Origin of the sequence: Streptomyces sp. NPDC000404 (genome assembly GCF_040300365.1) — a bacterium.
Taxonomy (GTDB): Bacteria; Actinomycetota; Actinomycetes; order Streptomycetales; family Streptomycetaceae; genus Streptomyces; species Streptomyces ramulosus.
Genome location: NZ_JBEPDN010000019.1, coordinates 142057 through 153888 on the forward strand (window position 1 = coordinate 142057; position 11832 = coordinate 153888).

Below are 11832 nucleotides of genomic sequence, written 5' to 3' on the forward strand. Positions count from 1 at the left end.
ACGGTGACGTGGCCGGCGATCCGCGCGAGCATCCGGGTGCGCCCCGAGATTGTTCCGCTCACGCCCGTGCCGGCCGCCCCGCGCATGACGAGAACGGTGGACCGGCGGGCCGCTCCCCTCGCGGCGCGCCGGGCCACCCCCGCCCGCAGACGGCTCGGGCCGGTGAACCGGGCGCGTCTCACCGCGCGTCGATCGCCCGCAGCATGTTCAGGCGGGCCGCCCGCCGGGCCGGCCAGATCGCGGCGAGGACGCCGATGAGCAGGGCCAGGACGAGGAACAGGGCCAGGCGCGGCCAGGGCGGCGCCGTCGTGTGATGCGGCAGGCCCGAGACCGTGAGGCTGCCGCCCGTCCGGGCCAGGAAGACGCCGGTGCCGATGCCGAGGACCGCGCCGAACAGCGAGATGACGACCGACTCCAGGCGGACCATGCGGCGGATGCCCGCGCGGTCCAGGCCGATGGCGCGGAGCATGCCGATCTCGCGGGTCCGCTCGAACACCGACATGGCGAGGGTGTTGAGCACGCCGAGGACCGCGATGACGACGGCCATGCCGAGCAGCCCGTACGTCATGTCGGGCATCAGCGCGATCTCGGCGAAGCTCTCCTCGGTGAGCTGTTCCCGGCTCCGCACCTGCAACAGCGGGCTGTTGCCGAGCGCGGAGCGGATCTCGCGTGCGAGGCCCGCCGCCGCGCCGGGTCCGGCCTTCACGAGGACGCTCTCGTACCTGCCGCCCTCGGCGTACGGCAGGAAGTCGCCGAGGTCGCCGATGACGCTGCCCACGACGGGGTTCTCCCGGTAGACCCCGACGATCGTGAGCTTCTTGCGGTGCGCCGGCGCTGCGGCGTCCGGGTCGAACAGCCCCTTGACGAACTGGCCCTGCGCGCTGTCGCCGGCCCGCAGGCCCGTCCGCCTGGCGTGGGACGCGGAGATCGCGATCCTGCCGGGCCCGACCGCCTCGGCCTCGGCCGAGCCGCTGGTGAAGCCGACGTCCGCGACCTCGCCGAGCTGCTCCGGATCGACGCCGGTGACCCTCGCGTACTCGCAGTCCACCGCGAGGCCGGCCGAGGCGAGAGGCGTCGCCGCGGCGACGCCGGGTACACCGGCGATCCGGTCGCCGAGCTTCGGATCCAGACCCAGGTAGGCGGATTCGGTGACCCGGTAGTCGGCGGTGAGGCCCCGCAGGGCGTCCCGGCTCACGGCCCGGTCGACGGATCGGGCACCGCGTGGAGCGGACCCGTGCGCCTGAAGGCTGAGCGGCATCTCTGCCTTTCGGCAGAGACACACCCGGCGTGCCCGCCCCGCCCCGCACGTCCGGCTGACGCTCAGCCACAGCGGGCCGAGGAGCGGACGGGGCCTGCGGCAGGATCTTTCCGTGGTGTCTTCGGGAGCTCGACCGCGCGGTACCGGCGTGGTTGCCCGCTCAACTCGCCTGTTGCAGAGTGGTGGTCTTTGAGGGGGTTGCGATGCAGGACTTGGCGCGTATGCCGCTTGAGGGCGGCGGGACGATTCTGTTCGAGGCTGCGCCCGCAGTCGACGGGCCGGTGAAGGTCGGCCGGATCGCCGAGACGATCCAGGAGCTGCCGCAAACGCTGCAGGCGACGCTGGCTCCCGTGCGGGAGACCGCCCGCACGGTGCTGCGGGAGCTGCGGCAGGCCGGCCCGGAAGAGGTCGAGGTGGAGTTCGGGGTGAACCTCTCGGCGAAGGCCGGTGCGGTCATCACCGGCGGTGAAGGGGCTGTTCATATGACGGTCCGCCTCAAGTGGCACCGCGAGGAAAGCGCACCGCAGGCCCGGGAGGAGCCTCAGGAATGACCTCGGGGGAGGAGAGCCCGTCAGAGGCTGCCGGAAGGCCGGTCCAGGGAGGCATCGCCAGGCCGGCAGGGACCGCTGATGCGGCGATGGCCGCATCGGTGGTGAAGGTGCTCACGGCGGACGGTGGTGTGGCCGGAGCAGGGTTCCTGGCCGGGGACGACATCGCCTTCACCTGTGCTCATGTGGTGCGCGCCGCAGGTCAGGGCCCGGGCGGACAGGTGAGACTGGCCTTCGCGAACCTCCCGGATGCGCAGGAGGTCTCCGGCCGGGTGCTGTCCGAGGGATGGCGCGGGCCGGAGGGCGAAGACGTTGCCGTCCTGCGGCTGGCGGACGTACCCGCGGGCGCCGGCCCCCTCGCGTTGGGACCGTGCGAGGGCACCCGGGGGCATCGGATCGTCTCCTACGGGTTTCCCGCCCAGGCGCCGCGGAGCGGTCATTTCGGCTACGGCACGGCCGGCGGCCTGCTTGCCCGGAGCGAGCGGACGGGCCGGCTGCTGCAGCTGTCGGAGGCCAACGACCTCACTTCCGGGTTCAGCGGCGCACCGGTGGTGGATGAGGCGACCGGCCTGGCGATCGGCATGGTCACCGCCATCACCTCACCCGACACCCACCTCCGAGGGCTGGGCGTCGCCTACGCCACCCCGACCGAGGTGCTACGCGAGGCCCGGCCGGAGCTGGCCGTCAGCCAGCTCTGCCCCTACCTGGGGCTGGAGCCCTTCACCGCGCAGGACGCCGATCTCTTCCACGGCCGGGAGGCGGCCGTGGAGAAGGTGCTGACGGCGCTCGGCGGGCAGCGGCGGATGGTGATGCTGCTGGGCCCGTCAGGGGCGGGCAAGTCCTCGCTGGTCAAGGCAGGCGTACTGCCTGCGCTGGCCAGAGGGGCGATCCCGGGCGGCGACCGCTGGCTGCCCCTCCTGGCCCGCCCTGGCCAAGACCTCCTGGCGGGGCTGGAACGTGCGGGCCTGCCCGGCGCGTCCTCCCGCGGCCTCCTGGCCGCGGCCGAGGAGCGTCTGGCGTCCGCTCCCGGCCACCACCGCCTCCTGCTGATCATCGACCAGTTCGAGGAACTGCTCACCCAGCCCGGCCCCACCGCGCAGGAGCCCGGCGCCGATCGGCGTCTGCGCGCCGCGGACCAACTCGTGGAACTGCACGACTCCCACGCCGCCGTCACCGTCGTCCTGATCATGCGCAACGACTTCTACGCCCCCCTCGACGCGCTCGCTCCGCACCTGATGAACGCCGCCGTGCCCGGGCTGCTCAACGTCCCGGCGACGTTGAGCGCCCCCGAGCTGGAGGCGATCATCACCGGCCCCGCCCGAAGCGTCGGCCTGCCCATGCAAGCCGGCCTGGCGAACCGGATCCGCGACGATGTCCTGGAGGCCGATCCGGCGACCCGGCAGGCCCCGGTCACTCTGCTTCCCCCATTGGAACTGGCCCTGCGCGAGCTCTGGGAACGCCGCGAGGACGGCCGGCTCACCCATGCGGCGTACGACAGGATCGGCAAGGTCACCGGCAGCCTGACGGCCTGGTGCAACACCGCCCTCGCGCAGATGCCTGCCGCTCACCGCCCGACCGCGCAGCGCATCCTCACGGCACTGGTCCGGCCCGCCGACGAACCCGACGGCATCCCCGCCACACGCCAGCCGGTTTCCCTCACCCGCCTGCGTGCCCTCGCCGCCGACCCCCACCTCACCGGCCCGGCGGCAGCCGACGCCTTCGACACCGTACTGGCAGCCCTGACCCGCCATCGCATCATCACCACCGGCGCCGCGCCCGACCACGACCAGGCCTCCGGCGACCCGGTCGCCGAACTCATCCACGACGCGCTCCTCCGCGACTGGAGCGACCTGCGGGAATGGGTGGCCCGTGACCATCGGTTCCACGCCTGGCTGCACCGGACCACCGAGCAGGCCAAGCGGTACGCCGACAGCGGCGACACCGCCGATCTGCTGGTCGGCACCGCGCTGGCGGAGGCAATCGACTGGGCCGGACAGCGTTCCCTGCCGGCCGACGTCACGGCGTTCCTCACCGCGAGCCGGCAGCATCAGCTGGCCTCCGTCCGCCGTACCCGGCGCGTCATCGCCATGCTGGCAGGCATGCTCTCCCTGGCCCTGATCGCCACCGGAGTGGCCTTCTGGCAGCGTCAGACCGCCGTCACGGCTCAGGAGCACGCCCTGGCCGCGCAGCGCCAGGCCCAGTCCCGCCAGCTGGCGTCGCAGTCCACCACCCTGCTGAGCACCGACCCGGACCTCGCCTCCCTGCTGGCGCTCCAGGCATACCGGCGCAGCCACACAGAGGAGGCGACCACCGCCCTGTACGACGCGGCGGCCCTGCCTCTGCGGCAGCGCCTGGCCGGACACACCGATCAGGTGTGGGACGTGGCATTCAGCCCCGACGGCAAGACCCTCGCCAGCGGCGGTGTGGATACCACCGTACGGCTGTGGAATCCGGAAACCGGCAAAGCCCGCGCCACCCTCACCGATCACAGCGATACCGAGGAGGGGATAAACGACATCGCTTTCAGCCCGGATGGGAAGTACCTCGCCTCCGTCGGCAACGCCGTACGTCTGCGGGACGCCGATACCGGCCGAACGCGCCGGGTACTGAATTCCCCTCACGTCGAGGCGCATTCGGTGGCCTTCAGTCCTGATGGAAAGACACTGGCCATCGGCGGATTCGGAGGAGAATTACTCCTCTGGGACATGGGCGCGGACACACCGCGGAAGACGGTCGAACTGGGCGCGGGCACCGTGGAGCAACTGGCCTACAGCCCCGACGGGAAAACGCTGGCCGCCATCGGCGAGGACGCGAAAATTCGCCTGCTGGACCCGGCGGACGGAAAGCTCCGCGGCACTCTCACCGGTCACACCCAGCTGGTGAACTCGCTGGCGTTCAGCCCGGACGGCGAGACCCTGGCCACCGGTAGCGTGGACAGGACCGTACGCCTGTGGAACCCGCGCGACGGCAAGCTCCGCCGCACCCTGCGCGGCCACACCGAAAGCGTCGAAGCCGTCGCCTTCAGCCCCAACGGTGAAACGCTGGCGAGCGGGGACTTGGACGGCACGGTGCGGCTGTGGGACATGACCACCGGCACGGCGCGTGAGACGCTCACCGCCCGCGGCACGAACGCCACGTCCCTGGCGTTCAGCCCGGACGGACGACGGCTCGCCACCGGCCACGCCGACAAGAAGGTCCGCCTGTGGGACACGACGACCGCCAGGACCCGCACCACGCTCGCCGGCCACACCAACGCCGTGAATTCGCTGGCCTACGCTCCGGACGGCAAAACCCTTGACAGCGCTTCCGCCGACACGGAATTGAAACGCTGGGACATGGCCCGCACCCGAGGCCGCACCCTGCGGCCGCGCTCCGCCACCGCCGACTATTCGGTGGCCCTCAGCCCCAACGGAAAGACCCTGGCCATCAGCGACGGCCGCATCGTGAGCCTGATGGACACGGAATCCGGTGAACGCCTGGTGACGATCGAGGCCGGAACCTTCTCTGCCCTGGAGTTCGACAGCGTCACCGAGGTCGCCTTCAGCCCCGACGGAAAGATGCTCGCGACCGGACGCATGCGCGGAACGGTGAAGCTGTGGGATGTGGCCACCGGCGCCGCCCGGGGCACTCTGCAAGGCCGCATCGGCCCCGTATTCGCGCTGGCCTTCAGCCCCGACGGCAGACAACTCGCCTCCGGCAGCAAGGACGGGGCACGGCTGTGGAAGGTGACCCCTGGCACCTCACGCCGCGTTTCCATCCGACTCACGCGTGACGCCGAGGTACAAGCGGTGGCCTTCAGCCCCGACGGCAAGACCGTCGCCACCGGCAGCGTCAACCACACCATCCGGCTGCGCGACACAGCGACCGGCGCCGCTCGCGGCACCCTGCAAGACCCCACCGGTCCCGTATCGGCGCTGGCCTTCAGCCCCGACGGCACACTGCTGGCCTCCGGCAGCGAGGGCAAGACCGTACGGCTGTGGGACCTGGCGACCCAAAAGAGCCGGTACACCCTCACCGGTCACGCCAAAGGGGTGTGGGCGCTGGCCTTCAGCCCCGACGGCAGACAACTGGCCTCCGGCAGCGAGGACAAGACCGTACGGATCTGGAATGTGGACCTGCCCGACCCGGCCGAAGCCGGCGAGCAGATCTGCAAGGCCGTCGACCGCAATTTCACCCGCGACGAACGCGCCATATACCTGAAAGGCCAACCCAGCAGCCGCCCGTGCCCCACCTCGGCACCCTGACCTCATTCGGGAGACGACGCAGCACGTTGCCGGGGGAGGAGCGGCCAATATCACTATGCGTTCATGCGTTGCTCCACCAGGCTGTCCTGGAGTACGAGTCGAGCAGGTCCACGACGAAGACGAGGGTCGAGCCCGCCGGGATCAACGGCGAGGGCGACTGCTTGCCGTAGCCGAGACGCGGGGGAACGATGATCTCGCGCCGGCCGCCGACCCTCATGCCTCTCACCCCTCGGTCCATGCCCTTGATGACCTTGCCGCCGCCCAGGGCGAACTTGAACGGCTCGCCCCGGTCCCAGGAGGCGTCGAACTCCTTCCCGGACCCATACGTCACTCCGACGTAGTGAACCCTGACCACCATGCCCGGCTTCACCTCGGCCCCGTCCCCGACGACCAGGTCCTGGACGGTCAGTTCGGTGGGGGCGTCACCCTCCGGGACAACGACCTCGGGCTTCGTCGGTTCACTCACTGCAGCCTCAGCACTCTCCGTCGCAGGCCCTCGCACGGGCCAACCGGACACATGGACCCTCCAGGCTACCGAGAACGCCGCTGACCTGGTGCGTACGCCGTCGTGCCTGCCCTCGGCCGGTGCGCCCGGCTCTTCGCGGACGGCTGGTTACCCGGCCGTTCACGGAACAACTCCCGCCAGATCCGGTACGGTTCCCCGACAACGCAGGTCGGCCGCACCGCTCGGGGGTACGCATGGAAGCCGACACACACTGGATGCGCCAATGCGCCGACGACATGGACGCCACGGGCGGCGCCGTGGGAAAACTCCTCGGAAACGCCGATGGGGCGCTCGGCGCGCTCAAGGGCGCGGCGCCGGGATGGACGTTCACCGGCAGCGTCGATGAACTGTCCTCGCGCTGGGAGACGCTCAACAAACTCGTCCGCGACGAACTGTCCGAAGCCGCGGAGAACATCCGCTTCAACGCCAGTGACATCGACGGCAACGAAAACATCATCACCGAGACCCTGCACAACATCTTCGGATAGGCGGGCGACCCATGGTGGACATGACAGGGTTGCTGACCCTGGACCTCGGAAAGATCCGGAGCGCCGCCTCCGACTGGGGCTGGATCGCCTCCCGCCTGCACCAGGCCAACGAGAGCTACACCGACTCCGTCACCGCACCCCTCAAGGCCGGGACGCACTGGAGCGGCGACGACGCGGCCGAGGCGAGCCGCACCTGTGACGGCATCGGCCTCGACATCGACGCCGTCGCCAAGGAGGCCGAAGCGCTCAAGGACTTCCTGGACGACATCGTCGACGGCACCGGCGACGGCTTCCGCAGCCTCGCCGAACTGCAGCGTCAGGCGGCGGAGCTGCAACAGCAGGCCATCGGCGAGGGCTTCAGCGTCAACGGCGACGGCGAGGTCGCCTGGGTGGTCATGCGGGCGCCCGGCCCGCTCTCACCGGAGGAACAACGCACCGAAAAGGAACACAACGACCGGGCCAAGCAGATCGGCGACCAGCTCAAGGACGTGCTCCGCCTGGCGAACGAGGTCGACGGCAGCCTGGAGCGCGGCCTGAAGGTGATCTTCGGTACGGAGGACACCTTCCGCACCGAGAACCGCGACCGCCTCGACCGCGACGACGCCGACATGGGAGACGGCTGGAACGAAGCCCAACTCGGCCTCGTCCGCGGCTACCTCAACACGCAGGGCTGGACCGACGCCGCCGACCTGCTCGGCCACTTCCTCGACGGCACCGGCGAACCGGTCGAGGTCGACGCGGACCGGATGCTCACCGACATGCCGGCCTTCCGCCACGACGTGGACACCACCCTCGCCGAGGTGAAGAAACAGCCGGACGGCACCTTCACCAGCTCCTGGCAGAGCAGCGCCCCCGACATCACCCAGGGCGACAAGAGCCTGAACTGGTACTACGCGCTCAACCACTTCCAGTACCGTGTCGTCGGCCACAAGGAGGGCGAGCACGTCACCTACCAGGTCGAGGTGCAGAAGCGGTACGACTGGGGCGTGCCCAGCGAGCACCGGCGCGACCTCGACAAGGGGCCGCTCCACTTCGAGCAGGCGGACCTGGCCCGGCTGAACATGGTCGGGCTGGCCAAGGACTTCGACGTCAAGGGGCGCAGCACGACGCAGACCGCCGGATAGGGCGGCCGTGACGCCGAGGCCGGTGCCTCGGCGTCACGGCCGACCCGGGCGGTCCGCGTACGGCGGCCCGGATCAGGAATCGATGTGGCGCAACGCAAGACGCTGATCACCTGCGGGGTGCTGGTCGCCCTCGGCCTGCTGGCGGCCGGCGTGTTCAGCTGGTGGATGATCAGCACCCTGCGCTCCCCGGTGGAGGGCTGGCAGGACGGCCCGCCCCCCGCCCGGCCGAGCGCCCCCGTCTCCTTCAGCGTCAGCCCGGACCCACCGCAGCGGTAGCGGTGCCGTCGGCCCGTCCTCGGCGTCTTCAAGCCGGCGGTCGACGCCGGCCTTCAGCCCGTGGCGGCCGGGGGAGATCCGGAGATCGGCGGCGGGAGGGAAGCGGTATCGGCTGCGGGGGCGCCGGGGCGAGCCCGGACTCCCGGGCGTCAGCTGCCGAAGGGGATGTCCCTCGGGGTGGCCATCCGGCGGGTGTCCGGGTGGGCCTTCACATAGTCCGTGAGGTAGGAGAGCGATTCCCGTACGGCGCTGTCGTCCGTGCCGCAGCCCTTCGGGCCGCTGACGCCGTCCGGGTAGCAGGACATCCGGTTGCCGTAGATCAGACTGTCCACGGCGGCGCTGCCGTTGCCGGCGTCGAGGAGAGCGGCGGCGCGTGCGCGGTCGCCCTTGCCCACCGTCCAGCCGACGGTCTGTGCGAGCTTCCCCGCGTCCCGGTCCGCCCTGCCGGCCGCCAATTCCTTCCGGATGCCGGTGAACTTCAGCGCCATGCTGAACAGTCCGTCGTCCATGACGCGTTGATTCCCGGGGATATCCGGCCCGTGCTCGGCGAAGCCGTCCCGGACCTGCGCGTAGGTGCCGCTGAAGCTGACCGCTTCCTTGGAGTTCAGGTCCGCGAGGGCGTTCTTCCAGCCGCTGCCGCCCTCCTTGCCGTAGAAGCCGTAGAGCACCCGGATGCCCTTGCGCTCCAGCTTCTTGCGTGCCATGTCCCGCAGGGCGGCGACGGAGCAGTGGCGCCAGTCGGGGTCGCTGCTGTCGCACCAGTCGGGGTTCTTCATGTCCAGCCAGACGAAGGAGACGTGCCGCCCGCTCTCCTGCTCCTTCGCGATCCGGTCGAACATGTCCGACATGGTGGCGCCGTAGCTGGTGGGGCTGCCGTCGTGGTCCGCCCACCAGCCGTCACGCCAGGCCGTCGCGTCGATCTCCAGCGCGTTGGCCCCGTTGGCGAGTGCCGTGGTCACCCCGCCCGTGGTCAGCACTCGGTGGGCGATGGCCCAGGTGGGGCGCTGCTCGGTGCCGCCGGCGGCCGCGGACGGCTCCCTCGTCGCGGCGGAGGCGGCGCCGGTACCGAGCGCGGTCGCGGAGACGACCAGGGTCAGCGGGAGCAGTGCGGCACGAAGCCGTCGTGAGGCGGCCATGGGAACGGGTCCTTCCTGATTTCCGGGCGCCGCGCGGCGGGGCGGCCCCGATACCGCGCGGCGGCTGTCCGTCGCGAGCCGGGCGGGCCGACTGTCCGCGACGGCTGCACTGTACCTTGAGCTACTCGTGGGTAATCCGGTGCGGTTCGGGGCCGGGGCCGGGATTCTTGGTTCGCGGGCCGCGCTCGTGCGGGGAGGCTCCGGGCGGACGGAGGGCTCGCGTACCCGTACCGCATCTGCCCGGAGCGCGAGCGCATCGGCCGGGCTGCCCTCGCTGCCCTCGCATACGTTCGAAAGGCGTCGGCTCCGGCGGAACGAGAAGGTGAAACGCGCGGACGTGAGGTGAGCCGCGGCCCGTCCGTCAGAGGGCGGGCGGCTTGGAGGCGCGGCTCCGGACGGAGTGAGCCTGGCGGGTGCCCGGGGCCTGTTCCGCCCGTGTAGTGCGCTACGGCGCACGTGGTTGTTTCATGGGAATGCGTGCAATCACCAGCGACAGCCTTGGCGCCGTCGGCGGGATGAGGGTGGACGAGCGGGGGATCCTTGCCCGGCAGGAGTGGCTGAGAAATCCACCCGTGTGCCGTGTCCGGGGCGCTGGGGGTGCGGCGCGTCCGATCGTTCCGAATGCGTCGGGAGTGCCGCGAGGGCCAAGGAGGCAGCGGTGAAGGATTTCCAGCAGAAGACGGAAGCGGAGATGCGGCAGCATTCCGACCGGATGGCCGCGGAGCTGGCGCGAAAGCGCCGCGAGCGGCAAGCGGAGACCGGGAGCAGCACCGACGACAAGCCTGCTCCGGAGGACGGGCCGGGCAAGGACGAGCCGGGCAAGGACGAGCCGGGCAAGGACGAGTCGGCGGACGCGGACGGCGGGGAGTAGTTCGCCCGTGGTCCCGAGGAGATCAGCGGCGGAGCCCGAGCCCGTCGGGTCCGCTCGGCGGGCGGTCGGCGCTCTCGGTCCCCGATGAGGGAGCGGAGGCGAGGCGGGGTTCTTTCCGTGCGGGGGCGCGACGACCGCGCAATCCGCCGGTGACCGGCCGCGGTCCGGGACGCGCGGCCGGTGCCAGGCGTGTCCGGTCAGCGCCCGGGAGGCTTGACCCAGCCCTTCTTCACCAGGTTGTCGCACCTGGCCACGGCGTCCTTCTTCCCTTGCCGCTTCGCCTCCTTGATGCAGGCGTCGTACGGGAACGGGGGACCGGCCGTCCGCGCCTGCGCGTGAAGGGTGGAGGCGGCCTGGGCAGCCGTCCCGGTGAACAACAGGCCGCTCACCGCCATGGCCGCAGCCAGAACGAAGCTCATTCTTCGCATCGCAGTCCTCTCCTTGGTGCCGAAGCCCGGTGCTCCGGACGCGCGAGAGCCTTGTCGCGACTCATCGGGGATCAGCCGCTCGACGAGGCCCACGTCTGCCCAACGAGCAAGTCGGCGGCAAGAAACGTCGCTGATCACCAGGCCAGTGATCACGTGAGGTCCGAGCCAACCACCGGGCAGGCGGACGGTATGCGTCAGGTCGCTGCTTCCGCGGCAGGGAGAACCCTTATTCCTGGTGGCCGGCCGACGCCGGAGTGCCCTCGACGAGGTCGCGCAGCTGGGAGCGGGCGGTGACGCCCAGCTTGGGGAAGCTGCGGTGGAGGTGTGATCCGACCGTGCGCGGGGAGAGGAAGAGCTTCTCGCCGATCTCGCGATTGGTCAGCCCGCGGGCGGCGAGCCTGATGATCTGCTGCTGTTGCGGGGAGAGTACGGCGAGCGCGTCGGGGGCCGTGTCCGTGACATCGAGGCCGGCGGCCCGCGATTCGGCCCGGGCCCGCTCGATCCATGGGCGGGCGCCCAGGCGCCGGAAGGTCTCCAGGGCCTCTCGCCCGGTCATCCGCGGCTCGGGCCACCAGGCTTCCGCACCGTGCAGGGCCTGCGGCCACACCGCCGGCATCAGCGCGACCGCGCACCGCCTGCACCGGCTCGGACATCTGGGCCTCGGTTACGTGGGCGGGGAGGGGGAGTTGTTGAGGGGTGGCATGCGGTGAGGCCGGGCAGGGGTGTGCCTGCCCGGCCTCACCGGTGTCCTGGGCCCCGCCGCTCCGGTGGGAGTGGCTGTCCCCGGGGCCCAGGAGGGCTGTGTGTGTTTTGTGGGGACGTGAGGGTGGGTCAGTAGGCGGAGTTGACGTTGTCCATGGAGCCGTAGCGGTCGGCGGCGTAGTTGGAGGCCGCGACGATGTTCGCCACCGGGTCGGTGAGGGAGTTCTCGGTGCCGTCGACGTGGTAGGCGTC

General features: G+C 71.1%; 10 protein-coding genes and 2 pseudogenes. 6 read left to right on the forward strand and 6 right to left on the reverse strand.

Annotation, left to right across the window (positions count from 1 at the left end; translation table 11 throughout):
• Positions 1-178 precede the first annotated feature (178 nt).
• On the reverse strand, positions 179-1258 hold the full coding sequence (locus ABT345_RS30870; RefSeq protein ID WP_425584424.1) for an ABC transporter permease: 1080 nt from the start codon (positions 1256-1258) through the stop codon (positions 179-181).
• A gap of 179 nt (positions 1259-1437) precedes the next feature.
• Between ABT345_RS30870 and ABT345_RS30875 the strand changes: the two genes are divergently transcribed.
• Complete coding sequence (locus ABT345_RS30875; RefSeq protein WP_345080402.1) at positions 1438-1809, forward strand: CU044_2847 family protein; 372 nt, start codon at positions 1438-1440, stop codon at positions 1807-1809.
• 86 nt (positions 1810-1895) lie between these two features.
• A complete protein-coding gene (locus ABT345_RS30880; protein WP_345080399.1) occupies positions 1896-6050 on the forward strand; it encodes an nSTAND1 domain-containing NTPase in 4155 nt (1384 codons plus the stop codon).
• 61 nt (positions 6051-6111) lie between these two features.
• On the opposite strand, the gene ABT345_RS30885 is transcribed toward ABT345_RS30880, so the two are convergent.
• Positions 6112-6516, reverse strand: a complete 405-nt coding sequence (locus tag ABT345_RS30885; RefSeq protein ID WP_345080396.1) for an FKBP-type peptidyl-prolyl cis-trans isomerase — start codon at positions 6514-6516, stop codon at positions 6112-6114.
• Between the two features lie 233 nt (positions 6517-6749).
• On the opposite strand from ABT345_RS30885, the gene ABT345_RS30890 reads away from it, so the two are divergent.
• From ABT345_RS30890 to ABT345_RS30900, 3 genes are all read left to right on the forward strand, one after another.
• Positions 6750-7043 carry a hypothetical protein gene (locus ABT345_RS30890; protein WP_345080393.1) on the forward strand — a complete coding sequence of 98 codons (294 nt, stop codon included), beginning with the start codon at positions 6750-6752 and terminating at the stop codon, positions 7041-7043.
• An 11-nt stretch (positions 7044-7054) separates the two neighbouring features.
• A complete protein-coding gene (locus tag ABT345_RS30895) occupies positions 7055-8167 on the forward strand; it encodes a hypothetical protein (protein WP_345080390.1) in 1113 nt (370 codons plus the stop codon).
• An 84-nt stretch (positions 8168-8251) separates the two neighbouring features.
• Positions 8252-8443: a hypothetical protein gene (locus ABT345_RS30900; RefSeq protein WP_345080387.1), complete on the forward strand. Its 192-nt coding sequence runs from the start codon at positions 8252-8254 to the stop codon at positions 8441-8443.
• A 149-nt stretch (positions 8444-8592) separates the two neighbouring features.
• Here ABT345_RS30900 and ABT345_RS30905 read toward each other — a convergent pair whose 3' ends face one another.
• On the reverse strand, positions 8593-9579 hold the full coding sequence (locus ABT345_RS30905) for a PI-PLC domain-containing protein (RefSeq protein WP_345080384.1): 987 nt from the start codon (positions 9577-9579) through the stop codon (positions 8593-8595).
• Between the two features lie 658 nt (positions 9580-10237).
• Here ABT345_RS30905 and ABT345_RS30910 point away from each other — a divergent pair.
• Positions 10238-10450 (forward strand): hypothetical protein, encoded by a 213-nt coding sequence (locus ABT345_RS30910; RefSeq protein WP_345080381.1) that lies wholly within the window; start codon positions 10238-10240, stop codon positions 10448-10450.
• A gap of 197 nt (positions 10451-10647) precedes the next feature.
• On the opposite strand, the gene ABT345_RS30915 is transcribed toward ABT345_RS30910, so the two are convergent.
• From ABT345_RS30915 to ABT345_RS33295, 3 genes and pseudogenes are all read right to left on the reverse strand, one after another.
• Positions 10648-10869, reverse strand: coding sequence for a hypothetical protein (locus tag ABT345_RS30915; protein WP_345080378.1), 222 nt, complete (start codon positions 10867-10869; stop codon positions 10648-10650).
• Between the two features lie 235 nt (positions 10870-11104).
• Positions 11105-11422, reverse strand: a pseudogene (locus tag ABT345_RS30920) (helix-turn-helix domain-containing protein); the annotation flags it as partial.
• Between the two features lie 287 nt (positions 11423-11709).
• A pseudogene (locus ABT345_RS33295) lies at positions 11710-11832 on the reverse strand (transglycosylase SLT domain-containing protein); the annotation flags it as partial.

Excerpts from the sequence above, each read along its gene's own strand:
- ABT345_RS30890 (WP_345080393.1), top strand. The coding sequence starts at position 6,750 with ATGGAAGCCGACACACACTGGATGCGCCAATGCGCCGACGACATGGAC.
- ABT345_RS30895 (WP_345080390.1), top strand. The coding sequence starts at position 7,055 with ATGGTGGACATGACAGGGTTGCTGACCCTGGACCTCGGAAAGATCCGG.
- ABT345_RS30880 (WP_345080399.1), top strand. The coding sequence starts at position 1,896 with ATGGCCGCATCGGTGGTGAAGGTGCTCACGGCGGACGGTGGTGTGGCC.
- ABT345_RS30915 (WP_345080378.1), bottom strand. The coding sequence starts at position 10,869 with ATGAGCTTCGTTCTGGCTGCGGCCATGGCGGTGAGCGGCCTGTTGTTC.
- ABT345_RS30870 (WP_425584424.1), bottom strand. The coding sequence starts at position 1,258 with ATGCCGCTCAGCCTTCAGGCGCACGGGTCCGCTCCACGCGGTGCCCGA.
- ABT345_RS30905 (WP_345080384.1), bottom strand. The coding sequence starts at position 9,579 with ATGGCCGCCTCACGACGGCTTCGTGCCGCACTGCTCCCGCTGACCCTG.